This is a genomic window from Dyella terrae (genome assembly GCF_004322705.1).
Lineage (GTDB): Bacteria > Pseudomonadota > Gammaproteobacteria > Xanthomonadales > Rhodanobacteraceae > Dyella_D > Dyella_D terrae.
The window spans coordinates 1318666-1345293 of record NZ_SIZZ01000001.1 but is presented as its reverse complement, the minus strand read 5'-3'; the positions used below and the strand labels follow the sequence as shown (position 1 = coordinate 1345293).

General features: G+C 63.9%; 19 protein-coding genes and 1 tRNA gene. 5 read left to right on the top strand and 15 right to left on the bottom strand.

The genetic code is table 11. The annotated features are described in order from the left end of the window. Positions 1 to 7 precede the first annotated feature (7 nt). From EYV96_RS06035 to EYV96_RS06010, 6 genes are all read right to left on the bottom strand, one after another. Positions 8 to 1564, bottom strand: a complete 1557-nt coding sequence (locus EYV96_RS06035) for an ArnT family glycosyltransferase (protein WP_165488605.1) — start codon at positions 1562 to 1564, stop codon at positions 8 to 10. 79 nt (positions 1565 to 1643) lie between these two features. Then, a complete protein-coding gene (locus EYV96_RS06030) occupies positions 1644 to 4697 on the bottom strand; it encodes an efflux RND transporter permease subunit (RefSeq protein WP_131150546.1) in 3054 nt (1017 codons plus the stop codon). Beyond that, a complete protein-coding gene (locus EYV96_RS06025) occupies positions 4694 to 5722 on the bottom strand; it encodes an efflux RND transporter periplasmic adaptor subunit (RefSeq protein WP_131150545.1) in 1029 nt (342 codons plus the stop codon). The genes EYV96_RS06030 and EYV96_RS06025 overlap by 4 nt, the downstream gene beginning before the upstream one ends. Beyond that, complete coding sequence (locus EYV96_RS06020) at positions 5719 to 7074, bottom strand: TolC family protein (protein WP_131150544.1); 1356 nt, start codon at positions 7072 to 7074, stop codon at positions 5719 to 5721. Before EYV96_RS06020 ends, EYV96_RS06025 begins: the two co-directional genes overlap by 4 nt. Positions 7075 to 7141: 67 nt before the next feature. Further along, positions 7142 to 8557: an ATP-binding protein gene (locus tag EYV96_RS06015; RefSeq protein WP_131150543.1), complete on the bottom strand. Its 1416-nt coding sequence runs from the start codon at positions 8555 to 8557 to the stop codon at positions 7142 to 7144. Next, positions 8554 to 9219: a response regulator gene (locus EYV96_RS06010; RefSeq protein WP_131150542.1), complete on the bottom strand. Its 666-nt coding sequence runs from the start codon at positions 9217 to 9219 to the stop codon at positions 8554 to 8556. The genes EYV96_RS06015 and EYV96_RS06010 overlap by 4 nt, the downstream gene beginning before the upstream one ends. 308 nt (positions 9220 to 9527) lie before the next feature. Here EYV96_RS06010 and EYV96_RS06005 point away from each other — a divergent pair, with 308 nt between their 5' ends. Together EYV96_RS06005 and EYV96_RS06000 are read left to right on the top strand one after the other, a co-directional pair. Then, positions 9528 to 10076 carry a cysteine hydrolase family protein gene (locus EYV96_RS06005; protein ID WP_131150541.1) on the top strand — a complete coding sequence of 183 codons (549 nt, stop codon included), beginning with the start codon at positions 9528 to 9530 and terminating at the stop codon, positions 10074 to 10076. A 150-nt stretch (positions 10077 to 10226) separates the two neighbouring features. Further along, positions 10227 to 11240, top strand: a complete 1014-nt coding sequence (locus EYV96_RS06000; protein WP_131150540.1) for a LacI family DNA-binding transcriptional regulator — start codon at positions 10227 to 10229, stop codon at positions 11238 to 11240. Here EYV96_RS06000 and EYV96_RS05995 read toward each other — a convergent pair. Beyond that, a complete protein-coding gene (locus tag EYV96_RS05995; RefSeq protein ID WP_205746098.1) occupies positions 11230 to 12711 on the bottom strand; it encodes a GH39 family glycosyl hydrolase in 1482 nt (493 codons plus the stop codon). The genes EYV96_RS06000 and EYV96_RS05995 overlap by 11 nt on opposite strands. A gap of 59 nt (positions 12712 to 12770) precedes the next feature. After that, positions 12771 to 15689: a TonB-dependent receptor gene (locus EYV96_RS05990; protein WP_165488604.1), complete on the bottom strand. Its 2919-nt coding sequence runs from the start codon at positions 15687 to 15689 to the stop codon at positions 12771 to 12773. A 510-nt stretch (positions 15690 to 16199) separates the two neighbouring features. On the opposite strand from EYV96_RS05990, the gene EYV96_RS05985 reads away from it, so the two are divergent. After that, on the top strand, positions 16200 to 17867 hold the full coding sequence (locus EYV96_RS05985) for an alpha-amylase family glycosyl hydrolase (RefSeq protein ID WP_131150537.1): 1668 nt from the start codon (positions 16200 to 16202) through the stop codon (positions 17865 to 17867). 17 nt (positions 17868 to 17884) lie between these two features. Beyond that, positions 17885 to 18850: an alpha/beta hydrolase gene (locus EYV96_RS05980; RefSeq protein WP_165488603.1), complete on the top strand. Its 966-nt coding sequence runs from the start codon at positions 17885 to 17887 to the stop codon at positions 18848 to 18850. A gap of 7 nt (positions 18851 to 18857) precedes the next feature. Here the strand turns inward: EYV96_RS05980 and EYV96_RS05975 are convergent, their stop codons facing one another. The 7 genes from EYV96_RS05975 to EYV96_RS05945 all read right to left on the bottom strand — a co-directional run bounded on the left by EYV96_RS05975 (position 18858) and on the right by EYV96_RS05945 (position 26052). Continuing rightward, complete coding sequence (locus EYV96_RS05975; protein ID WP_131150535.1) at positions 18858 to 19715, bottom strand: AraC family transcriptional regulator; 858 nt, start codon at positions 19713 to 19715, stop codon at positions 18858 to 18860. A 14-nt stretch (positions 19716 to 19729) separates the two neighbouring features. Then, positions 19730 to 21310 carry an alpha-amylase family glycosyl hydrolase gene (locus tag EYV96_RS05970; protein ID WP_131150534.1) on the bottom strand — a complete coding sequence of 527 codons (1581 nt, stop codon included), beginning with the start codon at positions 21308 to 21310 and terminating at the stop codon, positions 19730 to 19732. Beyond that, positions 21307 to 22131, bottom strand: a complete 825-nt coding sequence (locus tag EYV96_RS05965) for an alpha/beta hydrolase (protein ID WP_131150533.1) — start codon at positions 22129 to 22131, stop codon at positions 21307 to 21309. Before EYV96_RS05965 ends, EYV96_RS05970 begins: the two co-directional genes overlap by 4 nt. After that, positions 22128 to 23246: a zinc-binding dehydrogenase gene (locus tag EYV96_RS05960; protein ID WP_131150532.1), complete on the bottom strand. Its 1119-nt coding sequence runs from the start codon at positions 23244 to 23246 to the stop codon at positions 22128 to 22130. Before EYV96_RS05960 ends, EYV96_RS05965 begins: the two co-directional genes overlap by 4 nt. Continuing rightward, positions 23243 to 24061 carry a phytanoyl-CoA dioxygenase family protein gene (locus EYV96_RS05955; RefSeq protein WP_131150531.1) on the bottom strand — a complete coding sequence of 273 codons (819 nt, stop codon included), beginning with the start codon at positions 24059 to 24061 and terminating at the stop codon, positions 23243 to 23245. The genes EYV96_RS05960 and EYV96_RS05955 overlap by 4 nt, the downstream gene beginning before the upstream one ends. Before the next feature lie 131 nt (positions 24062 to 24192). Continuing rightward, complete coding sequence (locus EYV96_RS05950) at positions 24193 to 25650, bottom strand: MFS transporter (protein WP_131151515.1); 1458 nt, start codon at positions 25648 to 25650, stop codon at positions 24193 to 24195. A gap of 327 nt (positions 25651 to 25977) precedes the next feature. Beyond that, a tRNA-Val gene (locus EYV96_RS05945) sits at positions 25978 to 26052 on the bottom strand. A 188-nt stretch (positions 26053 to 26240) separates the two neighbouring features. On the opposite strand from EYV96_RS05945, the gene EYV96_RS05940 reads away from it, so the two are divergent. Beyond that, positions 26241 to 26582: a lipid-A-disaccharide synthase N-terminal domain-containing protein gene (locus tag EYV96_RS05940; RefSeq protein WP_131150530.1), complete on the top strand. Its 342-nt coding sequence runs from the start codon at positions 26241 to 26243 to the stop codon at positions 26580 to 26582. Positions 26583 to 26628: the final 46 nt, after the last annotated feature.

The following is a 26628-nucleotide window of genomic DNA, read 5'->3' as shown; positions in this document are numbered from 1 at the left end:
CCGTCGTCTACTCGACGTACTCATCGGCGTGCCGGTCCTGGATTTCCGGATGGTCCGGGATCCTGGCGGCGGGCAGCAGTGCGATCCAGCCGTTGGCCAGTCGCACCGAATCGACTGCATCGGCGGGAGCGCGACCGTGGCTCGAATAGTCGATCACGAAACCCTGCGGATTGGCCTGGGCCCATTCCCGAAGCTGGGTTGACTGGGGGATCGGTGTCGCCTGCCGACCAAGGTACGTGAGCATGCCCGGTTCATTGGGCGTGCGAACCACCGGCACGCCATGCGCACGTAAACCGGCCACCCGGCTCGCGAGTTCACTCGGATCGATCGGGCCGATGACCTGCGCCCGCAGGATCGGCAACAGCGCCGCCGTCAGCAGCAACGACGCGACGCATGCGGCGGGCAACGCACAGCTTCGCCGACCCACCCGGACCCAGGCGGCGCACGCCAGAACGAGAGCCAAAGCAAGCGCATGCGACCAAAGGTCCTCAGGCGCGCGTCGACAGGAGAGGATAACGCCCGCACCGACCAGGACGACGGACACCCACCATCGCCGCAAGGGAAACAGATCGACGACCTGTCGCTGCCATGCCCCGAAAATGAGGCAGGCGCCCGGCATCAGCGGCAACAGGTAATGCACCTGCTTGCCACTGACGACGCAGAACGCGATGAATGCGGGCGCTGAGGCGCACAGGCCGAAGCGCATGGCCGGGTCCTTCATGCCACGCAGCGCGGCGCCGGGAAGAGCACGCCAGCGCCATATCGCGATCCAGGGCAGCATCAGTGCGGGCAGGAACGGCAGGTACCACCACAGCGAACGGTTATGGGCGAAGCTCTGCACGACGCGCCCGGTGGTTTGGTGGATGAGCAGATAGTGCGCCTCACCGGGGTTCAGTCCTCGCAGTGCGAGCCATGCCCAGGCCAGCACAGGCAAGCCTCCCGCGATCGCGGTGAGCAGCAGGGTGACTACGCTTCGCCACGATATCGCCGTTGCCCCGCGAGACCACCACGGCGACAGCAGGATGGGGCCGCCCAGGTGAAGCATTACCACCGGGCCCTTGGCGAACGTGCCGAGGCAGGATGCAACGAACAGAAGCAGCAAGGCGCGCCGGGAACCGCTCTGCACATAATCGACGACCGCGAGAAATGCGAGCAGCACGAACAGGCACAGCGCGACATCGAACATCAGCACGCCACTGAATAGTGCGAAGAACAGTGAGCCCGCGAGCAGCCACGCGGCGGGTGTCCCTTCATCTCCCGCAAGCCGCTTTTCGAGCACGCCGCAAAGCATGACGCCCAGCGCGCCGCAGACCAGTGACACCATGCGCGCCGACCACAGCGACGGGCCGGTTATGCGCCACATCAGATTGACCAGCCAGAACAACAGGGGAGGTTTGTCGAAGTAGGGTGCGCCATTCAAATGCGGCGTGATCCACGCGCCTGATTGGCGCATTTCCCATGCCACGCTCAGGTAGCGCGTTTCATCAATGGGAACCGCGGGTAGCACCAGCAACATGGGCGACAGGCATAGCAGGGCGAATGCCGGCCACCATGAGTTTCGCAAGTGCGGGCTCAACCAGGGCGTCATGCCGCGATTGTGCGAACCCTTCACTTACAGAGTTCTTAGTCCATGTCAGTGCGCACTATGTTGCATGTCGAAGGTTTGGCGACAGCGTGAACGCGATCAGTCGTGGCAGCGCGACGAGGACCAGCGGGTACTGCAAGGCAAGGCCCGCAATGATCGCAATCGCCAGCGGTTGCTGGATGCCCGAGCCTTCACCGATGGCCAGGGCGAGCGGCAACAGTGTGAGGATGGCGGTCAGCGCCGTCATCGTAATCGGGCGCAGGCGATTCCTGCTTGCCTGCCGGAGTGCCTCGTCGGGCGGAAGGCTCTGTTCGAGTGCTGTGTACTCGGAGACGAAAAAGATGGCCATTTCCGTGCTCATGCCGACGATCATGGTGAGGCCCATCATTGCGGTGATGTTGAGATCGACGCCGGTCAGCCAAAGCGCAATGAAGACCGCCAGCGTCGAAAGCAGCGAACAGCTCATCACGACGACGGCGAGCCACGTGCGGCCATACAGAAAAAGCAACAAGACCAGCTCGGCGACAAGTGCCATCGCAAAGACCTTGGCCAATCCGATAAAGGCGGTTTGCTGCTGTTGGTAGAGGCCGCCCAGTTCATAGCGCGTGCCGGGTGAAAGCATGCCGGGCTTCGCCAGTTGCGCCTTGACGTCATTCACCGCTGCACTCATGCCGCGGCCTTCGATACGCGCAGTGACCGCGATCATCGGTTGAAGGTCTTCGCGCGAGATCTGCGGCTGTCCGCTGACGGCTTCGATCGAGGCGACGCGTGCGAGGGGAAAGACATGGCCGTCGGGCGCGCGCACCGGCAGCGCCGAGAGATCGGGGATGCGCCAGGGCGACGCCGGGGTCGCGCGAACCCGCACGCCCACGCTTTTGGTCAGCTCGGGCAACTGGGTTGCCACGACGCCCGTCAGGGCATCCTGCGCCGCCTGCGTGATCGCATCGATGCTCATGCCTTCGGTGGCCGCCTTGTCACTGTCGATGCGCACGTTGAGTGCGTCGCCGGCCAGCTGGATACCATCCTTGATGTCGACCACGCCGGGTACGCGGGCGATGGCCGCCGCGATTCGCCTGGCCTGGGGTGCCAGTGCGGCGGGATCCTCGCCAAAGAGCTTGATCTCGATCGGCTGCGGCACTGCCGTCAGATCGCCGATCAGGTCCTCCATGAGTTGCGCCAGTTCAACTTGTACGCCCGGCACGTCACGCGCCACGCGTTCTCGCACGGCGTTCATCACCTCTTCGGTGGCCCGCGCGTGGGGGCGCTTCAGTCGTACGAAGAAGTCCCCGTGGTAAGACTGTCCCAGGTCGCCGCCCAGGCCGGTGCCCAGGCGACGCGAGAAGGTGTCGACTTCGGGCGTCTCGCGCAGGATGCGCTCGACTTCGGCTACCTGACGATCCGATTCAACAAGCGACGTGCCAGGCGTCGTGTAGTAATCCATCACGAAGCCACTTTCATCCACGGCAGGCATGAAACCCGTCGTTACGCGCGACCACGCCAGTGCGCCAAAGGCCAGCAAAGGCACCAGAACCAGTACCAGCCACGCCGGTCGGCGCGCTACGCGTTCGTAGAGGGCGTTGTGCGTTCGCGCCAGCCAACCCTGGTGATCCACCCCCGGGTCATGCCATGCCTGGAAGTCGACCCAGCGCCGCAGCAGCGGCGGCACGACCCATGCGGTCACCATCCAGGACACGATCAAAGTCGTCGCCATGGTGACGGACAAAGCCTTCGCGAAGGCGCCCGTCACGCCACTCAACAAGCCCAATGGCACGAAGACGATCAGTGTTGCCAGGCTCGAGCCGGTCAGCGGCGCCATGAATTCCTGCGCGGCGGGAAGCACCGCATGCGCGCCCGGTGGCGCGTCGCCAGCGTGGTGCATGCCGGCGCGACGCGCGACATGCTCGACCATCACGATCACGTCATCGATGACCAGGCCCACGGCCGCGGCAATACCGCCCAGGGTCATGATGTTGAAACTCAGGCCTAGCCAGCGCAGCAACAGCACGCTGATGGCAAGCGTCAGCGGTACCATGCACATGGCAATGAGCGTGACGCGTACGCTGCGCAGGAAAACCCACAGCACCAGCCCGGCCAGCAGGAGGCCGATCAGCACGGCATCGCGCACGCTGTGCGCCGATGTCACGACCAGGTCGCTCTGGTCATACCAGTTGCGCAGGGTCACGCCGCGAGGCAGGGCGAAAGTTGACAATCGTGCGCGCACGTCGGCGGCAATCTGCACGGCATTGCCATCGGGTTGCGTGTAGACATTCAGCAGTACGGCTGACTTGCCGTCTTCGCTGACCTTGACCCATTGCGGGGTATAGCCCGGCGACACCGTGGCCACGTCGCTCAGCTTGATGCGTCCGTGGGTATCGCTCTTCACCGTGACATCGCTGATGGCATCGAGCTGGTGCATAGGGTGGTCGCCGACGACGAGGTAGAGCTTGTCGTGATCCTGCACGCGCCCGATCACGCGCAGCTGATTGGCGCCGGCAATGGCCTTGCTCAGGTCATCCAGGCTCAGTCCACGAGCGGCCAGTCGGTGCACATCGGCAACGACCTCGTACTCAGCCGTCTCGCCCCCCTGGACATCCACCCGGGCCAGGCCCGGCACGGACGCCAGCAAGGGCACCATGCGGTACTGCGCGAGGTCCCGCAGTTGCACCGGGGAAAGCGTGTCCGATTGCAGTGCGTACGAAATGATGGGGAAGACGGAGGGGTCCATCCGGCGCACGCGATATGTCGTTCCCGCAGGCAGGTCCGGAATCACGCGGGCGATCGCCGCATCGACCAGCAGCGTCGATGCCGTCATGTCACGGCCCCAGCCAAAGTCCACCGACAGCTGTGCCGAGCCGCGCGTCGTCTCCGAGCGGAGGTTCGCGACGCCCGGAACGGTACGCACGGCCTCTTCGATGGGGCGTGTCACCAGCAGCGCGGTTTCGTCGGCAGGCCGGTCGCCCGCATCAAGATCCACGACCACGCGCGGGAAGTCGACTTGCGGAAAAAGACCCACCGGCATCGACAGCGTGCTCACCAGGCCCGCCAGTGCGAGCGCCGCTGCCACCACGCCAATGGCCCGCGCATGGCGGGCGAGCCATGAGGCAGCACTCATGGCGTGTCGGCTCGCGGAAGGGCGCGCACCAGCATGCCGTCGTCGAGTTGGGCCGCGCCAGTGGTGACCACAGGCAGATCCGCCTGGATCGGCCCCTTGATCGCGCTGGTGTCACCGTTCTCACCGATGACGGCCACGATCACCTCGTGCGCCTTGCCGTGCTCGACCTGGAAGACGTGGCGGTCCGGACCTTCGCCCAGGACAGCATCGCGCGGCACCAGCCAGCCATGCCAGTCGCCTGCATGGATATCGGCCCGGAACGACTCGCCGGCCATGGGGGGATGTTCGGGCCGGATGTCGATGTCGACAAGTCGCGTCGAGGCATTCAGGGCCTGGCTGACGCGCAGTAACTGGCCCGGCTGGGTGGCGCCACCATCGAGCGGTGTCAGTTCAACGCTTTCACCCGCCTGCAATCGGTCGGCGTCCGCACGTTCGGCGCCTGCCCGCACGATCAAGCCGGACGACTGCACGAGCGACAGCAGGCGGGTGCCTGGCGCCACGTTGGCGCCGGTCGACGTGTCGATGCTTGCCACCCGGCCATCGAACGGCGACGTCACGTCGACGTTCGGACCTTGCGGGTGAGGGAGTGCATCGAACGTTGCCTGCGCGTCCTTCAATGCCTTGTCCGCCTGCGCAAGTTGCTCGCGCGTGGCCAGCTGCTGGCCCAGGAGTTTCTGCGTGCTGTCACGCTGCTCGCGTGCCAGCTCAAGTGCGCTCCCGGCTTGCTGCCAGGTCGACTGCGCGGCCGGCGAAAGCACAAAACGCAACAGCAACTGACCGCGCTTGACCGCGCTGCCCGGCGTCACGGCCCAATGCGCGACGTGTCCTTCGAAGGGCAAGCTCATGTCGAGCGAATCATCGAGGGCCGGCTCGGCGGTGCCATAGGCGCGAACCATGCGCGGCAGGTCACCCTGGCGCACCTGTACCAGCACGACGGCGGCACTGGGGGTGCTTTCGGTCGGCGAAGGTTCGCTGCAGGCGCTGCACAGCAAGGCCAGGGCGCAGATGAGCAACTTGGCTTTCATGGGGAGGTGTCTTCCATGGCTAAGGTCGTCGGCATGCCGCGACCCAGGAGGAGGTCGAGCGCGACCTCTTGTTCGAGCAGGCGCTGATCGAGCGCGACAAGGGCAGACTGTCGCGACAAAGCCGCGACTTCCAGGTCCGTCGCCGTGCGGATATCGATGCCGCCGCCGTCGACAGCGTCACGGGCCATGCGTGCGGCGGCGAGATCACCATCCAGCGCCTGTGCCTGCGCGTCGCGCTGGTCAGCGGCCTGCCGATGTGCGGCGACAAGCGCGCGCACCTCGTCTTGTGCGGAGGCGACGCGGGCGGCGTATTCATCGTGGAGTTGCTGGCGCGTTGCCGTGGCCTCGTCAACCGCGTTGCGATGGCGATCGAACAAAGGCAGTTCGAGCGTGATGGCCGGGCCGCCGTTGCGGACACGGCTATTGTCCTGCGAGGCGTCGTAGCCAAGGCTCAGCGCCGGGAATTGCGCCAGGACAGCTGCGCGCACGTTGGCCTCCTGTGCGCGATAGCCCAGTTGCAGCGCGACCAGGTCGGGGCGGTTGTCCTTGATGTGCCCGGCTCGCTCCAGCGCATGGCCGGCGTCGACGCCTTGCGGCCGCAGGTCCGTCGCCAAAGGAAGGTCGGCGTCGGGCGACAGGCCCATCAGCGCCGCCAGTTGCTGTCGATGATCAAGCCATCGCTGCTGAAGGTCGTTCAACGCGGTGTGGGCGTCGACGGCGGCAAGCAAGTCCGGCGCGACGGAGGCACGGTCGAGCTGACCCGCGGCGATCGCCTGGCGAAGTCGTTCGGCACGTCGATCCAGTGCGTCGACCGCCGTGCGCTGGAAGGTCAGCTGGCGCGTTTCCTCGATGACATCGACCGTAAGCAGTCGCGCCTTGCCCGACACCTGCCACGCCTCCCACAGAAGGCCGGCGTCAACCGCATCGGCGGTCGCGTCGGCCGACTCGCGTCGTGGTGACAAGGTGATGAGTGCGGTGATGTCCTGGCTGAGGCTGGCGGTCCATGCGGTCGAGTCGCCCACGCCCGACAGCAGGTAGCCGATGCTGCCGCCGAGTACCGGATTGGGTATGGCCTTCGACCGTGCGGCCTGCGCACGTGCGACGGCATGTCGGGCAGCGCGCGTCCTCAGATCGGGATTGTTGAGCAGTACCAACCGCTGCACGTCGTCCGGTCCCAGGGGCATGTGCGCGTCGGCGGCGCCGTGCAATGCCTGCACATTCGCCGCCGTGGAAGCCTGGTCGGGCAGCGGGAGCGGGTGATACGTGGCGCAACCGGCAAGCGTGCCCATGCCCAGGCAAAGCGCCGCCGTGCGCCGGAGAAATGTGTGCGGAGGGTGAAGCAGCAAGGACACCGTCGCTCCTTGGAGAGGTAAGCGCACAGGCTACGAGTATCCCCTTAGCGGCGACTTTTGACAGCACTCAAAGGGCAGGTGGGGAGCGCACGATCATGGGTACCCTCACGCGCACGCGAAGGCCATGGCCCATGGGCGAATCGAGCAGGGCGATATCGGCGTCATGCAGTTGCGCGGCACGCTGGACGATCGACAGGCCCAGTCCATAACCGTCGCCGCGACTGCCAGCCTCCCGATGGAAACGTGCAAATACCGCCTCCCGCCGCTCGGGCGGGATGCCCTCGCCGTTGTCGATCACGTCGATCTCGGCCACGCCGTCGCTGGCGGCCATGGACAGCTGCACCGAACCGCCGTCCGGCACGTGGCGCAAGGCGTTTTCCAGCAGGTTGCGCAGCAAGGCCGCCATGGCCGCTTCGTAACCGGTCATGGGCAAGGGGTGCCGCGGGAGATCCACGGTCAGTTCGACCTTGCTGTCGACAATGAGTGGCGCCAGTTCCTCGATAACCGAACCGGCCACAGCCACCAGGTCCATGGGGCGTCGCTCGCCCGCCTGCGAGCTCGACTCGAGACGCGCCAGGGCCAGCAGTTGTTCGACGCGCCGGGCCAGCGCCGCCACGCTGCGACGCGCGCCGTCGAGCGCGGCTTCGGTTTCGGAAGGTTCCTGGTGCGCCTGGATGTTTTCCAGGTTGATGATCGTGCTGGCCAGCGGCGTGCGCAGCTCATGGGCCACGTCAGCACTGAATCGCCGCTCGCGTTCCAGTGTGTTTTCCAGTCGCGCGAACTGCTCGTTGAGTGCGCTGATGACGGGGGCGAGTTCGGCGGGCGCGCGCCGGATCTCCAGCGGTTCACGACTGCCGACGCGGCGCGTGGAAAGTCGCTGCGCCAGTTCCTGCAATGGGCGCAGCCCACGCGTCACTGCCCATCCCACAAGCAGGCCAAGGATGGGCATTCCCAGCAGCAAGGGCAGGCTGTGCTCGATCCACAGGGCCTGCATGATGTCGTGGCGACTGTCGTAACGCTCGCCCGAACGGATCACCACGCCTTCGGCATCGGGCGGCAAGGTGAAAATTCGCCAGCGGTAGTCGCCCTGGCGCGTGTCGCGAAAACCCGCATCGGTCGGACGCGGTGGCGGGAGATCGCCCAGGCTTGCCGTCGTCAGCAACACCTTGCCGTCGCTGTCGACCACCTGGAATCCCACTTCGGACTCGTAGGTGTGACCATGGACCAGGATGCCCTGGGCCGCATGACCGGTGATGGGCACAACGATGCTGGATTGCCCCTGGCTGCCGCGGATGGCGGGCAAGCCCGCATGCTCGATCAGCACCTGTAGCGTACGCGCGGACTGAGCGAGTCGCCCGTCGGACAGCTCATCCACTTCCTTGACCGTGCGCTGGAAGCTGTAAATGCCCAGCGGGACAAGCACCAGCGCAAGCGCCGCCAGGATCAGCCAGATCAGACGTGCGCGCAGGCTGCTCGCCCTCATTCCGGATTCCGCGGGATCATGTAACCGAAGCCGCGAACATTGCGGATGGTGTCGAAGCTGAGTTTGCGCCGCAGCGTATGTACCAGCACTTCGAGGGCGTTGTTGCCCACGACGTGGTCGATGCCGTACAGCGTGTTTTCGAGGCTTTCGCGTCTTACGAGGCGGCCGGCGTTCTCGATCAGCGCCTGCAGCAGGGAGAATTCACGGCGCGTCAGGTCGATGGGCTTGCCATGGAACGTCACTTCGGACGTACCCAGATCGATGCTGAGCGCGCCGGCTTCGACGCGATTGGCCGCAAAGCCGCGTGCCCTCCGACACAGAGAGCGAATGCGGGCAGCCAGTTCGTCCACGTGGAAAGGCTTCACCAGGTAATCGTCGGCACCGGCATCCAGCCCGTCGATGCGGGCGTGTAACCCGTCGCGCGCCGTCATCACCAGCACGGGGGTGGTGACGTGTGCGCGGCGGGCTTCCACCAACACATCGAGCCCGTCCTTGCCCGGGAGCCCAAGGTCGAGCAGGACCAGGTCGGCGGTCTGGTCGCGCATGGCCAGCAAGGCCGACTTGCCGTCGCGCAGCCAGGACACCGTGTAGCCAAAGCGGTCCAGGGCGCGCTGGATCGCGGCGCCCAGGTCCAGGTCATCTTCCACCAGCAGGACGTGCACGAGCGATGCGCTCCAAGTAGCCGTTAAAACTGCATTTTTGTGCCGCGTAATTATCGGCTGGCTTGCTTACGAAGCCCTTATCCATGGCCTGTCGGTTCAGCCAATGGCAGGCTGGAACCTGACTGGTCGTCGGGCCGTCTGTTGTGGCCGGCCCGGCACTGGATAAGAATCCGACGGCTGGCAGGATGCCGGCAGGGGAGTGACGAGGGCGTCGCATCGGACGGGCGGGCGCGGAGCGCCTGGATGCAAAGATCGCCCCCTGGATGCACGGACGGAATCTGTCTGTCCGATCAGAGAGAACAAAAAGCATGACCACTGCGCTGTTGATCATCGATATCCAGCAAGCCTTGTGTTTTGGCGAACTTCCCACCTTCGATTTCGACGGTGTGCTGAAGCGCATCAACGCACTGGCCAGCCGTGCCCGCGAACTCGGCGTGCCGGTCATCCTGGTGCAGCACGAGGAAGGCAAGGGACCACTGCAATTCGGTACCGACGGCTGGCAGTTCGCTGCCGGGTTCAATGCGGATCCCGCCGACCGTCGCGTGCGCAAGACTACGCCCGATTCGTTTCACCAGACCGACCTTGACGACATCCTGCGCGAGCAGGGTACGCGGCATGTGGTGGTGTGTGGCCTGCAGACCGATTTCTGCATTGATACGTCAGTGCGGCGCGGACTGGCCCTTGGCTACGACGTCACGCTGGTGTCCGACGGCCATTCGACAACGGCCAACGATGTGCTGACGGCGCAACAGATCATTGCGCATCACAACGCGACGCTGCGATACCTCAACAGCTTCGGCGGGCGCATGGCGGTGGTTCCGGCGGGGCAGGTGGCATTGTCGCTGGCTACCGCTTAGCGAGTTGCCATGCATGGTGGCGAACGAACGCATCCATGCCATGGCAAGTGAACGCATGCCCATGCTGCATAGCGTCTACCGGCCCTTCACCTTCCCCCTTACACTGCCCTGACAAGCCGTTTCCACGGCCAGGTCCGGAGTGTTTGGCGCATGGCAACTTCGCTGGATGTCGCTCAGTTGGCGGGGGTTTCCCAGTCCACGGTGTCGCGTGCACTGCGCGGCGACCCGATGGTCAATGAAAAGACCCGCGAGCGGATTCGTGAGATTGCGCGCAAGCTCGATTACACCGTCGACAAGAACGCGTCCAATTTGAGGACGCAGCAAACGCGCACGCTGGCGCTTCTGTTTTTTGAAGATCCAACGCCTGACGAGTCAAATATCAATCCGTTCTTCATGTCGATGCAGGGATGGATTGCCCGCGTCTGCTCTGAGCGAGGCTACGACCTTCTCGTTTCGTTTCAGCAAATGTCGCGCAACTGGCATGCCGAGTACACGGGTAGTCACAAGGCCGATGGACTGATCCTGCTGGGGTACGGCGATTTCCTGGCCTATCGCAGCAAGCTCGATGCGCTGGCGCAGTCGGGTACGCGTTTCGTGCGCTGGGGTTCATTGCTGCTGGACCAGCCGGGCATTGCCATCGGTAGCGACAACCAGCTCGGAGGCCGGATGGTGACGGAACATCTGGTCGCCCAGGGCCGGCGTCGCGTGGCCTTCATCGGGTCACCGGAGCATTCGCCCGAAGTCATGGAGCGCTATCGCGGATATCAGGCGGCGCTGCGTGCGGCGGGGATCGACCTGGACCCTGCATTGCGCGTTGATGCGGTAACGAGCCAGCAGTCCGGGCACGACGCGGTGCTCGCCTTGCTGGACAAAGGCCTGACATTCGATGCCGTTTTTGGGGCAAGTGATCTGATTGCCATCGGTGCCATGCGCGCACTGATCCGACGCGGGCTCAAGGTGCCGGAGCAGGTGGCCGTGGCGGGATTCGACGATATCGCCATGGCCGGCAACGTCAGCCCTTCGCTCACCACCGTGGCGCAGGACACCCGGCGTGCCGGGCGTCTCCTGGTGGAAGCCCTGATCGCGCTGATCGAAGGCAAGCCGGTGCAGAGCACGTGTCTTCCCGCCCATCTGGTCGTGCGGGAATCCAGCGTTACGGCTTGAGCTCCAGGACCACCAGCCCCTGGGGTGGAATCTCAATGCTCAGTTTCCCGTCGTGCATCGATTGGGTTTCCGCAGGGGCCATGCTTCCCGCCTGCTGCAACGTCTTGATCTGATCGATGCCCGGATACGCCGGGCGCCCCATGGCATCGAACGCGGTGTTGGCGTTGCCATGCCCGGCATCCAGTCGCCACAGCGTGGCCGCGGTACCTGTGGGCAGATGAGCCACGGTCACGTCGAAGCGTTTTGGCGTGGCGACGGAGCCGTCTGGCTTGGCATGGGCCGGGCGAGCATAGTTCCAGAGCGCAATCACCACCGTGCCATCCTCGCGACGCGTGGCGAGCACCGGTCCGTCGCCCGCTGGCAGACGTTGTTCACCCAGCTTGTGCAGCATGGCGAAGGCGTTGAACGAGGGCTTCGGAATGCCGCGCTCCGCGATCAGTCCGTAGCCACCGTAGAACGGAGTCTTCACTACACCCTGTTCTTCAAATACGTCCGAAAATGTCCAGAAGCTCATCATGTCGACCAGGCCGGCACAGTCGCGAATGGTGCTGGCGAGGTAGGGGCCCATATAGGGGGCGTCGGTGATGTCGGTACGCGTATAGATGGTGGCGTTGAATTCGCTGAGGATGAAAGGGAGCGCGGGATAGGCCGATGACGCGATTTGCTCGCGCACCTTCTTCACATCAGGACAGACATTGCCGTAGGCGTGCGTGCTGACGAAATCCACGGGGGACTTGCGGGCATGCACGTGCTGCAGGAATTCGGGAATCCACGCAACGGCTGACGTGGCCGGCCCGCCAACGCGCAGTCGGGGGTCGACCGACTTCAGGGCGCGCGCCGTGTGATCGTAAAGTTTGAAATACGTGGCCTGGGCAGGTTTGCCGTTCCAGAACGGAATGTCCGGCTCGTTCCACACTTCGAAGTACCAGCTCGCGACTTCATCGATGCCGTAACGGTCGACAAGATGCTGCGCGAAGGCTTTGATCAGGCCATCCCACAGTGCGTAGTTCCTGGGCGGCGACGCGCGAAGCTTGTAGAAGAAGACCTTCTGGGCATGGGGCTTGCTGTCGAGTGCCTCGGGCATGAAACCGAGCTCGACAAAAGGCTTGACGCCCCGCGCCAGCAAGCCGTCGTAGATCTGGTCAACGTAAGAGAAGTTGTAGACCGGCTTGCCTTGCTTATCGAGCTCGAACACACCCAGTTCGTCGTTGAAGATGCCGTGCGCACGCACATAGCGAACGCCGGTTGCCTGCCGGAGCATGTCCAGGTCGCGCCGGTAATCGTCGCGCAGGGCAAGCACCGCGTGCCCGGACCCGAACATCTGTTCCCAAAAGTGTGGAAACGGCGTGCCGCTGGCCCGTGCATCCATCGCAATGGCCACGGTTTCTGTCTCGGCCCACGCAGCCGGGGCAAGCGCCAGCAGACCTGCAAGCAGCCCCGTCGCGAGTCGGCGGCCCTTCTTCATGTGCATGCATCGTTTCCAGGAAATAAGCGGGGTTGGCGTTGCGTGCAACGCGCAACCCCGTGGACTCAGAACTTCAGGCTGACGCCGGCATAGATCGTGCGGCCGAAGTACTGGATGGTGCTCGTCTGCGTCGAGTTGCCGAAGTACGTGCGCGTTGGCTGGTCCGTCAGGTTGAGTACCTGGAACAGGCCGCTGACATAGTCGTTGAACTTGTACGACGCCTGGTAATCGAGGACCTTTTCGGACGCGAAATACACGGTCTGGAAGGTGAACGACACCTGCGCGGCGGACACGAACGGCGAGCGGTAGTTGGCGGCCAGGCGCGTGGAGAACCTGCCTCCATCGTAGAAGAGGGCAGCGCTGGCCACGTTCTTCGACAGCCCGGGCAAACCCTGTTCCTGCGGGAAGCCGCCGAGGTTGGATTCCACCTTGGTGCCGCTTTCCGTGTAGGCATAGTTGACGCTGAAGCCCAGGCCGGACCAGGGGCCGGGCAGGAAATGCGTCCGCATGAACTGCAGTTCGACGCCCCGCACGTAACCACCCTTGGTGTTGTTGTAGGCAGTCTGGAAGGTGCCGTTGAGGTAGGGCTGGCCGGTCTGCGGATTGATCGGGACGATGTAGCCGTGCGCGGCAAAGTCGTAGTTCGGGTCAGTGACTGTCTGCACGAACGAGTCAATGTGTTTGTAAAACACATCGGCGGCGAACACGCCGGTGGAGTCCGGGAAGTAGTGCGCGAATACCAGGTCGTACTGCTTGGCGTACATCGGATCGAGCATCGGATTCGTGCCGCTCGTCAGATTGTAGGTGCCATTGAAGATGTACGAGGCCACGCCGGACTTCAGCATGTCGATCGGCGGGCGCGCCATGACCTTGGCCGCTGCAAAGCGAAGCTGGTTCTCGTCGTCCAGTTCCAGATTGAGGTTCAGCGAGGGCAGGTAATCGGTGTAGCTCTGGCCCGGATTGACGTGGACGTAGTCCTTGCTGATCACGCCGTGGCCATCGGCGATGGGCTCGCCTGCGCCATTGCCCACCTGCTGCAGGCCTGGGCTGAACTGGGAGGTATGCACGACGCGCAGGCCGACGTTGCCGGAGAGCGCGCGGTCGAACACGGTGGTTTCGATATCGGCTTGCACGAAGGCATCGCGGATCTTGACGTTGACGTCGCCGCTCTGGGTCTCGGTCCAGTTCTGCGACCAATCCTTCTGCGGATTGGGCGTGACACCGTGCGCGGCCAGAATCGCGTTCGCGTTCAGGCCAAGGAAGCAAGGGAAGTTCTTGAACTGGCTGCTCTTCCAGCAGGTCTTGACCGCGTTGGAGCTGTCCAGCGTCAGCGGAGGCTGGTTCGGCGTGGACAGCCAGTACTGTCCCCAGGCCGAGCCGTAAAGCCATACCGCGCGATCGGCGCTGTATTTCTGGTTGCTCAGATAGACGCCGCCTTCCAGGCCGGCGAACACCGGGTTGTCCGTGAACTCGTAGCGCACCGACGAGCGGAATGCCTTGCGGTCGTCGCGGTAGGTTGTCGGATACATGCCGTAGCTCGACAACGCCATCTTGCTCAGGTCGGTATACGAGCCTGGGTTGGCGACCGAAAAATCGCCGACATTGAGCCCGTGCAGCAGGAATGAGACCGACTGGTCCGCGATGAGGGGTAAGCCGCTGCCCAGGCCGTTGTAGACGTCCGCCGTGACATCGGAACCCACCGTGTGGCTGTTGGCGCGCGATGCGGATACGTCCGCCATGACCTTCCACGGCCCGTTCTTCCACACAGCGTTCAGGCCGCCTGAAAACACGTTGGCGTTGTTCGATTGATCGTTTGCCGTGGTCGCGACCGAAAAGGCTTGCAGGCCGTTGATGCCCCAGAATCCGCCCGGAATGCTGCTGGCCGTGCCACCAATCAGGGCGCCATTGGACGAGACAACCGGGTCGGTGATGACCGCGCCGCCGTTGGTAAACAGTTGCGCGCGCATGCCGCGCTGGAACGACGTGTTGTCGTACTTCGAATAGAAGCCGTTGCCGGTCAGCTTGAACGCGTCGTTGGGTTGCCAAACGACCGTGCCCATATAGCCATGCCGACGTTCCGTGCCACCGTTTTGACTGATCTGCACGCCGGTGTTGATGTAGGTAGGCTTGCCATTGAGCATGGTTGGCGAGGTCGAGTAGGACTCGTTGATGTACTGCTCGGCGACATGCGGCTGGTACATCTGTGCGTAGCCCAGGCCCACGCCCAACGTGTTGTCCAGGAACTTGCCCTGGTAGGCGGCGCTGATGCGGAAGGCGCGCGGATTCGCACCATAGACGCCATTGGCGCGCGAGTTGTAGCTACCGCGCGTATCCAGGTTGAACGTCTGGTCTTTCTTGTTATCCAGCGGGTTCGCCGTTTCCATGGCGATGGTGCCGCCGACGCCACCTTCGATGACATTGGCCTGCGAGGACTTGTAGACCGATACCTGATGAATCAGCTCGGACGGATAGTCGTCGAACTGGATGTAGTTGCTTCCACTGGTCGACGGCTGCTCACGACCATTGAGCGTGGTCTGGATGAAGTTACCCGGAAGTCCGCGCAGGTTGATCTGCGACGCCTGGCCACCAATGCGTTGTGCCGCCACGCCGGGCAGCTGGGTGAGGGCGTCCGCGATCGACTGGTCGGGCAGGCCGCCGATGTCGGCCGCGGTCACGACGTTCTCGATCTTGTCTGAGTAGCGCTGGATGTCGGCGGAGGTCGCTGCGCTGCGGCTGTAACCGGTGACGGTGACGGCACTCAGCGTCTGGGCGAGTTTTTCCTCTTTGGTCTGCTTCTTTTCGCCGTCCTTGTTGTCCGCGGCGGTCGATCCGGTTTGGGACGATGTGTCTTTGGCTTGCGTGTTGGCCTTTGTGTTGTCTTGCGGGGTGGCGCCCATGGGCGCGTCCGTGGCCAGGACGTCGCCTGCCATGCCGATACCCGCCGACGCCATCGCCAGCACCAGAATCCTGCGCTTGAAACTCATGACAGCACGCCCTCCCGTTTCGTCATGACGAACTTCTCTTGTAGGTGATCGGCCCGTGTCGCTCGCTTCGCTTGAAGCGCGTGCCCCCAGGGACCTTGTGAATTCGATGCTAGAGCGGCCTTCCGATGGCGAACAGCGTCCGCATACGTATGTGACGTATGAATACGTTTGTGGGTTTTCGCCGTTGGCCGACACATTGGGATGGCACGGTGCTGAGTTGATCAGCCGTCCGGGGGCAAGCCGAGGGAGTCGCGTCATCGGATTCTTGCGAGGCAGCACGAGCCCACGCACAGATCCACCAACGACTTAAGTCACCCGCCCGGGGATTTGTTTCGTACTGCAGCAATTCACTGCGTTGCGCACGTTTTGCCACGAAATCAGTTTTCTCGATGAATACGTTTGTGACGACTGCTCGCTAGTTCGAAGGTCACGTAGGCTTGCGCCGTCCGTCGCACGGCGCAACACGCGTTGCGCATCCGTCGCGCGCTTCATTCCCAACCGGAGACACCCATGAGTGACGCCCCCTGGTGGCGCGGTGCAGTCATCTATCAAATCTATCCGCGCAGCTTCCAGGACAGTGACGGCGATGGCGTGGGTGACCTGCCGGGCATCATCGCGCGTCTGGACTATGTCGCCAGCCTCGGCGTGGACGCCATCTGGATCTCGCCGTTCTTCACCTCGCCGATGGCCGATTACGGATACGACATCGCGGATTTCTGCGACGTGGACCCAGTGTTCGGCACACTTGCCGATTTCGACCGCTTGCTGGAAAAAGCGCACGCGCTTGGTCTGAAGGTGTTGATCGACCAGGTGCCCAGTCACACGTCGAACCAGCACGCATGGTTCGAGGAAAGCCGCCGCAGCCGCGATAATCCCAAGGCTGACTGGTACGTGTGGGCCGATCCGCGCGAGGACGGCACGCCGCCCAATAACTGGCTGTCCATCTTTGGTGGCCCGGCCTGGCAATGGGAGCCGCGCCGCAGCCAGTACTACCTGCACAATTTCCTGCCCGAACAGCCCGATCTCAACTTCCACCATCCGGAGGTTCCCGACGCGGCGCTCGGGCATCTTCGGTTCTGGCTCGACCGCGGCGTGGACGGCTTCCGCCTGGATTCGATCAACTTCTGTTTCCACGATCGGCAGTTGCGCGACAACCCGGCCAAGCCCGCCGACCAGCGCGTCGGGCGGGGATTCTCACCCGACAGTCCCTATGCGTATCAGCGTCATCTCTACAACAACACACGGCCGGAGAACCTGCCGTTCCTGAAGCGATTGCGCGCTTTGCTGGACGCGTACCCGGATCGCGTGGCGCTGGGCGAAGTGTCGTCCGAAGACTCCCTGGCCACCATGGCCGAGTACACCGGTGACGGACTTCTGCATACCAGCTACAGCTTCGAATTGCTGAGCGCAGAGCACTCCGCCCGGTACATCCGCGGCACCGTGGGCGCGCTGGAGCGGGGGATGCCGCACGGTTGGCCGTGCTGGGCGATCTCCAACCATGACTCGATGCGGGTGCGCACGCGTTGGGCGGAGCCGGACGCGCCCGATCACGTGGCCAGTCTTTTCAGCGCGCTCGCGTGCACCCTGCGCGGTTCGGTATGCGTCTATCAGGGCGAGGAGTTGGGTTTGCCGGAGGCGGATGTTCCATTCGAGGCGCTGCGCGATCCTTATGGCATCACCTTCTGGCCGGATTCCAAAGGGCGTGACGGTTGTCGTACGCCGATGCCCTGGCGTGACGCGCGTCAGGGCGGATTCTCGGCGGGGACTCCCTGGTTGCCCCTCGACACCCGGCATCGTCGGTTGAACGTCGAGGCTCAGGAAGGTGAGGCTGGCTCACCCTTGAACCGCTTCCGCCGCTTCCTGCATTGGCGCAAACAGCGACCCGCGATGAAGTGGGGCGACATCCGCCTGCTCGACGCTCCGGAACCGCTGCTGGTGATCGAACGTCGCCTGGGTGACGATATCGTGCTGGCCGTGTTCAATCTCGGTGGTGCGCCGGCCAACTTGCCACTGGCCGTCGGAAGCGCCCGTGTTTGCGACGATCACGGGTTGCCCGGCGGACGATTCGAAAACGGTGCGATCCGGTTACCGGCTTATGGCGTGTTGTTCGCCGAGCTGGATCTGCCACTGGAGGCACAGCACATCGGCGGTTTGACTGACATGGTCATGGGGGCCTGAGGATGGAAACGAGCGAGATGCTGAGGCGGGCACCGTTCCTGGCGGCGCTGATGTTCGGCCTGCTGGCCGCATGCGTACCGATTCGTGCCGCGGACGCACCGCCAGCCCAGGTGGCGACGGTGGGCAAGACGGAGCATCTCGCACGATTCCCCTCCCAGTACGTGGCACCCCATGACATTGATGTCTGGCTCCCTCCCGACTATCCCAGGCATGCGCCTTACGCCGTCCTCTACATGTTCGACGGACAGAACCTGTTCGGTGAGCGTGAGGCCGGAAAGTTGCCGAGCTGGCAGGCGGATGCGATGGCCGCGAAGCTGATGGCGCAAGGCAAGACACGATCCTTCATCATCGTGGGCATCGCCAATGCGGCGACGGAGCGCATGAGCGAGTACTTCCCGCAGAAACCCTGGGAAGCGCTGTCGCCCGAACAACGACGCACCCTGTTTTCGCAGCAGCTGGGCAACTTCCAGATCATGCCCGTCGCCCCGTTCTCGGACGCGTTCCTGAAGTTCGTGACGCAGGAGCTGAAGCCCGTCATCGACCAGCGCTTCGCCGTGGATGTCAGGCCTGCATCGACCTTCGTCATGGGCTCCAGCATGGGCGGATTGATGGCCTGGTACGCCATGGCTGAATACCCGGATGTCTTCGGTGGCGCAGCGGCCTTGTCGACGCACTGGCCCGGTCCTTATCTCACCCTGGATGCCACCACGGACGACCCCGCGCCGGATGCCTTCGTCGAGTACATCAAGCATCACTTCCCTTCGCCCGGGGGACATCGCGTCTATTTCGATCACGGCACGAAGACGCTCGATGCGAACTATGCGCCGACGCAGCAGCGCGTTGACCAATGGCTTAAGGCAAACGGTTGGAAGGGCGCGCAATTCGAAAGCCGGGTCTTCGACGGTGCCGAGCACAGCGAGCGTTCCTGGGCGGCGCGACTGGCCATTCCGATGACTTTCCTGCTGGCACCGCCGGCGAAGTAAGCGAGTGTCAGCGCGGGTGGGAGGCGAGTCCGGTGCGCCGGTACTCGCCGGGCGTCAGGCCGAAGCGCTGCAGGAAGAGTTCGCCGAAGTGCGAGGGCGTGGCGAAGCCGAGCCCGGCGGCGATGGCGGCAACCGTCTGATCGGTCTCCAGCAGGCGGCGGCTGGCCAGATGCAGGCGATGGGTGCGCACGTAGTCGCTCCAGCTCATGCCCACCTGTTGCTTGAAGCGACGACTGAAATAGGCGGCTGACATCGCGCATAACGCCGCGGCCTGGTCGGCGCCTGGTGCGTCGGCTGGCCGCAGACGCAATCGGTCGATCGCCGGGCGCAGTCGATGCAAACCGCGGGCGTGGGCCGTGAGTCGCTTTCCTTCGACCGCCGGCGCTTCGACCGCCGCGCGCAGCAGCAGTTCGGTGATTGGCAAGGCGAGGGGATCGAGTGGATGCAGGTCCAGCAGCCAGTCGGCGAGCTCCTGCAGGCGAGCTCTCAGCGACCGGCCGGGGCGTGTGCAGAATGGTTCACGCAGGCGTTCCATGCCAGGACGCCGAAGCAGCGATTCACCCGCGGCGGCATCCATCTGCAGAAGTATCCAGTCGCGCGGACCTGCTCCAAGCGCAAAGTCGTGCGGATGCATGGAGGGGATGAAGGCGATGCATCCGGACGTTAACGTGTAACGTCGATCCTCGATGTCGCAGTGTCCGGTGACGCGCCCAAACAACACCAGCTCATGTACATCGTGGAAATGCACGAACGGCTCGCTGGCCGTCGCATGGCGGCCCTGACGGATGCGCTCAATGCGCACCGGCGCGGCCGGCGGGAGTTCCACCGGCTCGCAGATCGGGCGATCGAGGTGTGGCAGTGCCATGACGATGAGCCGGCTTAGCGTGATCCCAGGATACGCACCTGCAGGGGTTCAAGCACGGCGTCAGTCGTGCCGGGCTTGTCGTCATCAAGCAGGTCGGTCCAGGCCGTGCCGGATGGAAGCGACGTGCCCAGCGACGGGCGTGCCGCGGTCTTGCCAAGGTTCACCAATACCAATGTTTTTTGACCGCCCTGTTCGCGAAGGAGGCACAGCATCGCGCTATCGTCGTCGCAGAGCACGCGCTGGTCGCCGCTGCCGATTTCCGGTCGCGCGTGACGGATGGCGAGCAGTCTGGCGTACCAGCGGTAGAGCGAGTCGGGGCAGTTTTCTTCTTCCTGCAGCGAGACACCGTCGTTCGAACGACTGAAACGTGCGTCCCAGAAAGTCGCGTTGCGGCGATACCAGGTCGCGGAACCCGGTGCGTCGAGATGGGCCTTCCAGCGGAACGCCTCGCGCACCGGAATGCCGATGGCATCCGTCAGGGGCATGCCGCCAGAGGTGCCGACGTTCTTCGGCTGCATGCCGCGCATGCCCAGTTCCTGACCGTAATAGATCAGCGGATCGCCTTTGAGCATGAGCGCGATGGCAGCGCCAGCCCGGGCCCGGGCGGGATCGTCGTGCACTTCCGACATGTATCGGTCGAGGTCGTGGTTCTCCAGGAAGATCACCTGGACCTTGCCTGCTGGCGTGGCCTTGTCGGTGGCGTGAATCGTGTTGACGATCTGGCGCTTGTCGAGGGACACCAGGGCGCCACGCATCGGAAAGGCAAAGACAGCATCCGCATGGCCGTCGGTCAGCCACGCGGTGCCGAAACCCCAGTCAGCCTGCTCGGCAAGGATGCCCAGGTTCGGGCGGCGCGCCTTCAGCGCCTGGAAGATGGGATGCCAGAAGTCGGCAAAGAGGTGCTTCTGCAGGCCCTTGTGATCGAGGTCGTCCATCATGTGATCGATGCGGATGCCGTCGATGCCGTCGCGGCCACTGGCGTCACCGTGAGGATCGGCCCAGTAGAGCAATAGATCCTGGAAGTACTGGCGCACCTTCGGGTTGGACAGGTTCACCATGGCGATGCCGACGTTGCGACCGTCGTAGCCCTCCCATTTCGCCTTGTTGAGGAAAGGCTCGGCTTCGCAATGCTTCGCATCCTTCCAGATCAGATAGTCGGCGTACTTCGACCCGGGGTTGCACTGCGCGTCGCGCCACCAGGGATGGCCCTCGGCGACGTACTGGAACTCCTGGTCCAGGTAGACCTTGAGGCCTTGCGCGTGTGCCGCGCGGACAAAGGCGAAGTAGTCATCCATCGTGCCGTAGGCCGGATCGATGGCCTTGAACTCGGTGGCGAAGTAATTGTGGTAGTACGGCGACGGTTGCAGGGGTGTCAGCAGGATGGTCGTCGCACCCAGCTGCCTGATGTAGCCAAGCTTCGAGGTGAGGCCCTTGAGGTCGCCGATGCGGTCGCCGTTGGAATCATGAAAGCTGCGGAAGAAAATCTGGTAATAGACCTGGCTGTCCTTCGGCGACGGCGTGGCGGCCTGCGTCGCGGCGGCAATGAATGCGGCAAGCAGGGCCAGTGCCGCGAGAAGCGAACGTGCGGGTTTCATGTTTTGTCCTCCGTGGCGTGCAGCGCCTCGCCAAAGAAGCGCAGGGTGTGTTCGAGCGCGGTCGTCCAGTAATCCCAGTCGTGGCCGCCGCGTGCTTCCGCGTAGTCGTGCGCGATGCCGGCCCGCCGCAGTTCACGATGCAGGCTGCGATTGGCTTCGAGGTAGGCGTCGTCCAGTCCGCAGTCGATGCGCAGCGGCGGCAGGGGTGCCTGGGCGCCGGTGAGTGCGGAAAGTACGTCGATGTCGGCGACATGCTTGCGCCAGCCGGTGCGGTTCTCTTCGATCAGCGCATCGAACTGGGATGCGTTCGTCACGGCGGAAAGCGCGGCTGCTGCAGCGATGCGGCGCGGGTACTTGCCGGCCAGGCGCAGGGCGCCAAAGCCGCCCATGCTCAGGCCGGCGACCAGGAGTGGCGAACGTTCACTGCAACTGGCGATGACGTCTTGTGCGAGTTTGGGCATCTCGTCGACGATCCAGCGTTCGGCATCGTGATCGGCATGGGCGACATAGCCCGAGCCGTCGCCCCACAGACCGTCGGACGGCATGAGCAGGGCAACCGGAGGCAAGGCACCTTCGGCCATCAGGCGGGCCGCGGTGAGATGGGCGCGCCCCTTCAGGGCCCAGGCCCAGTGCGATCCGTACACGCCGTGCAGCAGCACGACGACGGGCAGATCGGGCACGACGAGGGCCGATGGCGGCACATAGAGCGTGACATCCGCACGCCGGCGCAAGGCGCGGCTTTTGACGGTCACGAAGGTGAGGCCGTCTGCCGATATGGCCGGATTGGAGGTTTCAATGGTGCGGAAGGCGTCGTCGTTCATGCGATGTGCAAAACCCCTTTGCTGCTGCGTCCGTTGAGCATGTCGTCGAACGCGAGGTCCAGCGCTTCCATCGGGTAGCGGTGGCTGATCAGCCCGGCGATCTCCAGTTGCCCCTGTTCGATCCAATCGAACAATCGGGGGAAGTCGCGCGACGGTACGCAAGCGCCGTACAGCGGCGTCAAGTAGCGTTTGTTCCAGAACAGATCCGTGAGTGTCAGCGTGGCGGCGCCATGTGCTCCACTCACCTGCAAGGCGTTGCCCCCGTTACGCACCAGTTTCAGAGGCAGAAACGCGAGCGCAGGAACCCCGGTGGCTTCAAAGGCGTGGTCGGCGCCGCGACCTTCGGTAAGGGCGCTCACCTGGGCGATCAGATGTGCGTGATCGCTGTCTTCGGCATGCGGCATGATCGCGTGAGTTGCGCCTAGTGCCGTCGCGCGTTCCAGCCGGGTCGGTACGCGGTCGATGGCAATGATCGTGCGCGCGCCGGCAATGCGTGCGCCCTGTATGACGTTGAGGCCGACACCGCCACAGCCAAGCACCGCCACCGTGTCACCGGGGGCTATCGCCGCCACGTTGATCGCCGAGCCGACGCCTGTCATGACTGCGCAGCCGAGAATGCAGGCGGTGTCGAGCGCAAGGGTACGCGGCAGAGGCGTGACGGCCTCGGCGCGCACGAGCGCGTGCTTCGAAAACGTACCCAGGTGAAAGGAGCGTTCGATGGCCTGCCCGCGAAAGCGCGTCGCACCGGTGTGCGCGCGGCTGTTGCCGAGCTTCGGTACGTCCAGTTCATGCGTGCGTTCGCATAGCGAGGCGGCGCCGTGGCCGCACTGGAAACAGTGGCCGCAGGGCATGGCCCAGTTGAGCAGGACAGGCTGACCAATCTCGAGCGCTTCGACACCTTCGCCGATGGCTTCGACATAGCCCGCGCCTTCATGCCCCATCACCCGCGGCCCCGGCCAGTGGAGCGAGGCGTGGTCGGTATGGCAAACCCCTGCAGCGACCATGGCGACGCGCACCTCGCCGGAGGCGGGCGGATCCACCTCGATGGTTTCCAGGCTGAACCCGCCGCTGCCATCGGCGAGGATCGCTTTGCCAACCGCGACGCCGGCCGTCATGCGTTCACCGCACCCTCGAACAGTACGGGATTCTTCGGTGTGTCGATGATGTCGCCCACCGTCGCGCCCGGACACCAGCGTTCCCAGTCGGCACGTTGCATGTGATTGTCGGGTGCCTTCAGGTGCACATCGCGATCCATGTAGATCACGGTCATGACAGAGCGCGGCCGAGCCGATCGATTGGGGCCGGCGCGATGGAAGGTCCAACCCGAATGGAAGCTCACTTCGCCCAGGTCGAATGGCTCATCGACTTCGCGGAAGCCATGCGCCTGCATGTTCGCGGTGATGGCTTGCTCGCTTTCGTCGGAGATTTCGAGGTCACGCCCGAACTCGATGTGCTGGCTACCGGCGAAAAAGGCCAGCGGCCCCATGTCCTTCGGCACGGCCTGCAGCGGCACCCATGCCGTGATGGTGCGATCGGTATCCAGCGGCCAGTAGTACTGGTCGGCGTGGGCCGGCGTGATGCCGCCGCTGGGTTCCTTGTAGAGCGACTGGTCGTGATAGAGCCGCACGCCATCGACTTCCATCAACGCAGCGGCGATCCCGGCAAGGCGGCGCCCGAAGACGAACTCGCGCGCCGTGTCGCTTTCCTCCCACAGATTCATGACCTGGAGAAAGGCGCGGTCGTAAGTGGTGCGTTCCTCCAGTGGCAACGTCTGCGTGTTCAGTGCAATGGTGAGGCGGGTGATCTCTGCACCGTAGTGGGCGAGTTCCTCGGCGTTGAACACTTGCTTGAGCTTGATGAAGCCGTCGCGACGGTAGTCGGCGATCTGTTGCGCGGTGAGGGGGTAGGGGCGGTCGAGGTCGATGGCCATGTCGGGTTCCTGCGCGTTTTTGATGCGTCCCAGCCGGTGTTCCGGTGCGGGCGGTAAAGCGTGATGGTAGGAACCACTGTCGCCAGTAGCATCGGCGTGGCTTGTCCAATGCGAGGGAGAGACTGTCGGATTCATGACCTGTCGCCATCTTCCGGCAGGCGCACTCGCAGCGTGCACAGGCCAGCGATAAACAGACTGACGCCACCCGTGGCCAGCGCCCATACCGGCTGGCCGTGGAAGCAACGTTTAAGCAGTTCGCCCAGCACGCTTGCCGCGAGGAGCTGTGGGATCACGATGGAAAAATTGAAGATGCCCATGTAGACGCCCATCTTCGCGGCGGGCAGGTTGTCCGAGAGCATGGCGTAGGGAAGCGACAGGATGGATGCCCATGCGAAGCCGACGCCGACCATCGGCAGCAACAACCCGTGCGGGTCGCGGACGATCAGAAAGGCGAGCAGACCCAGTCCGCCCAGCCACAGGTTGATCAGGTGGCTGGCACGCAAACCCCAGCGACGCACCATCCAGGGGATGACAAATGCAGCCCCGGCGGCGCAGGCGTTGTAGACGCCGAACAGCACGCCCACCCAGTTCGCCGCTTCGTTGTACTGCGCGGAGTGCGCATCCGTGACGCCGAATTGCTCCTGCGCCACGGCGGACGTGGCATAGATCCACATCGAGAACAGCGCGAACCAGGAAAACAGCTGCACCCAGGCGAGCTGGCGCATGGCCGTCGGCATGGTGTGGAGATCGCCCAGGACATGGCCGATCAGGCCGCGCCGCTGATCCAGCAAGGGGCGCAGTTGCAACGCGAGGTTGTAGCCGATGAGCAGCAAGCCGTAGAGCGCCAGGCTGGCGGCCAGCAGATACATTTCCGGACGCAGGTCGAAGCGTTCGATCAGGGCCATCATCGCGAGGCCCGCCATGAGCCAGGCTGCGCCGTTGCGCCAGAGTCCGTGCAGATCCGGTAACGCCAGAGGCGCTGATGCGGTTTCAAAGGCGCGCAGTTGCTCCGGTGGGTATTCGCGCGTGCTGATAACTGTCCAGGTCACGGCGCCCAGCAACGTCAGGCCTCCCACGTAGAACGCGTACTTCACCGTATCGGGAATGACGCCCGGCGGCGCGACATTGCTGACGCCAAGATGGGTGAGTATCCACGGCAACATCGAGGCGATGACCGCTCCCATGCCGATGAAGAAGCTCTGCAGCAGATAACCCTGCGGGCGCTGGCGCTCCGGCAGCTGGTCAGCGACGAACGCGCGGAACGGTTCCATCGCCACGTTGAAGGTGGCATCCATCATCCAAAGCAGGATCGCTGCCATCCATAAGGTGCCGGCGTTGGGCATCCACACCAGGGCCACGGTGGCCAGCAACGCGCCCGCGAGGAAGTACGGGCGGCGGCGACCCAGGCGGGTCCACGTATGGTCGGAGCAGTAGCCAATGATGGGCTGGACGATCAATCCGGTGATCGGCGCAGCCACCCAAAGTGCGGGTATCTGTTCGAGCGAGGCGCCCAGCGTCTGGAAGATTCGGCTGACGTCAGCGGTTTGAAGTGCGAAGCCGAACTGGATGCCGAGGAACCCGAAACACATGTTCCAGATCTGCCGGAACGAGAGCTCGGGTCGTGCGACGGGGCGCGTGCCCGTTGGCGAATGCGAAGTAGGGGACGTCAAGCACCAATTCCTGCGTGAAGCGACTCACGCAAGGTTAGGCAGCATCGCAGTGCAGCAACCAGTGTTCACAAACGTATTCAGTGGAAATGATGGGGCCATTCGAACTCACGCCTGGGAAAGGACAGGGTGAGGGGCGCCTTATGGGGTCCGGCGGGCGTGCCTTCGCCTTTGCGTATCTCTAGGTGGCAAAACGAAAAAGGCCACTCGTGGGAGTGGCCTTTTTGCTGCCCGAGGGCAGAAATTCGGTGGTGGGCGGTACAAGGATCGAACTTGTGACACCTGCCGTGTGAAGGCAGTGCTCTACCGCTGAGCTAACCGCCCGCCGAGAGCGCGCAAATATACGGGGTGTGAAGGTTCCGGTCAATGCCCCGGAGGGAAAAATCTGGGTTGGGCGGGGCGAGGGCGCCATCTGCCGGGGTTCGGCGATCTCATGGCGCGCGCGAAACAGAGGCCGTTGAAAGGCTTGGATTGATAGAATGCGCCGTTTTCCACGTAAGCGGCGTATCACCATGGATCATCTCCTGAGCGAACTGTCCCACATCCTCGGCGCCATCCAGCGCTTCGAGCTGACCCCCTGGAAGGTGGTCGGTTTCATGGGCTCGATCATGTTCACCAGCCGCTGGTTCGTGCAGATGTACTACACGCGCAAGCTCAAGCGCGTGGTGATGCCGCTGGCGTTCTGGTGGTTGTCGGTGATCGGCAGTGCGTTGTTGCTGGCCTATTTCATCTTCGGCAAGAACGACTCCGTTGGCATCCTGTCCAACTTCTTCCCGGCCTTCGTATCGGTCTACAACCTCTTCGTGCACATGCGAGAGGTCAAGCGTCGCCAGCTGGTGGAAAGCGAAGTCTGAAGACGATCCATGGCGTGGCATCAGGAGCCTGATGCCACGGGCGTAT

Bases quoted from the DNA above. Each gene is read 5' to 3' on its own strand.
- EYV96_RS06030 (WP_131150546.1), bottom strand. From the start codon at position 4,697: ATGAGTGCTGCCTCATGGCTCGCCCGCCATGCGCGGGCCATTGGCGTG.
- EYV96_RS06025 (WP_131150545.1), bottom strand. From the start codon at position 5,722: ATGAAAGCCAAGTTGCTCATCTGCGCCCTGGCCTTGCTGTGCAGCGCC.
- EYV96_RS06015 (WP_131150543.1), bottom strand. From the start codon at position 8,557: ATGAGGGCGAGCAGCCTGCGCGCACGTCTGATCTGGCTGATCCTGGCG.
- EYV96_RS06005 (WP_131150541.1), top strand. From the start codon at position 9,528: ATGACCACTGCGCTGTTGATCATCGATATCCAGCAAGCCTTGTGTTTT.
- EYV96_RS06000 (WP_131150540.1), top strand. From the start codon at position 10,227: ATGGCAACTTCGCTGGATGTCGCTCAGTTGGCGGGGGTTTCCCAGTCC.
- EYV96_RS05995 (WP_205746098.1), bottom strand. From the start codon at position 12,711: ATGCACATGAAGAAGGGCCGCCGACTCGCGACGGGGCTGCTTGCAGGT.
- EYV96_RS05990 (WP_165488604.1), bottom strand. From the start codon at position 15,689: ATGAGTTTCAAGCGCAGGATTCTGGTGCTGGCGATGGCGTCGGCGGGT.
- EYV96_RS05985 (WP_131150537.1), top strand. From the start codon at position 16,200: ATGAGTGACGCCCCCTGGTGGCGCGGTGCAGTCATCTATCAAATCTAT.
- EYV96_RS05980 (WP_165488603.1), top strand. From the start codon at position 17,885: ATGCTGAGGCGGGCACCGTTCCTGGCGGCGCTGATGTTCGGCCTGCTG.
- EYV96_RS05975 (WP_131150535.1), bottom strand. From the start codon at position 19,715: ATGGCACTGCCACACCTCGATCGCCCGATCTGCGAGCCGGTGGAACTC.
- EYV96_RS05970 (WP_131150534.1), bottom strand. From the start codon at position 21,310: ATGAAACCCGCACGTTCGCTTCTCGCGGCACTGGCCCTGCTTGCCGCA.
- EYV96_RS05965 (WP_131150533.1), bottom strand. From the start codon at position 22,131: ATGAACGACGACGCCTTCCGCACCATTGAAACCTCCAATCCGGCCATA.
- EYV96_RS05960 (WP_131150532.1), bottom strand. From the start codon at position 23,246: ATGACGGCCGGCGTCGCGGTTGGCAAAGCGATCCTCGCCGATGGCAGC.
- EYV96_RS05955 (WP_131150531.1), bottom strand. From the start codon at position 24,061: ATGGCCATCGACCTCGACCGCCCCTACCCCCTCACCGCGCAACAGATC.
- EYV96_RS05950 (WP_131151515.1), bottom strand. From the start codon at position 25,650: ATGTGTTTCGGGTTCCTCGGCATCCAGTTCGGCTTCGCACTTCAAACC.
- EYV96_RS05940 (WP_131150530.1), top strand. From the start codon at position 26,241: ATGGATCATCTCCTGAGCGAACTGTCCCACATCCTCGGCGCCATCCAG.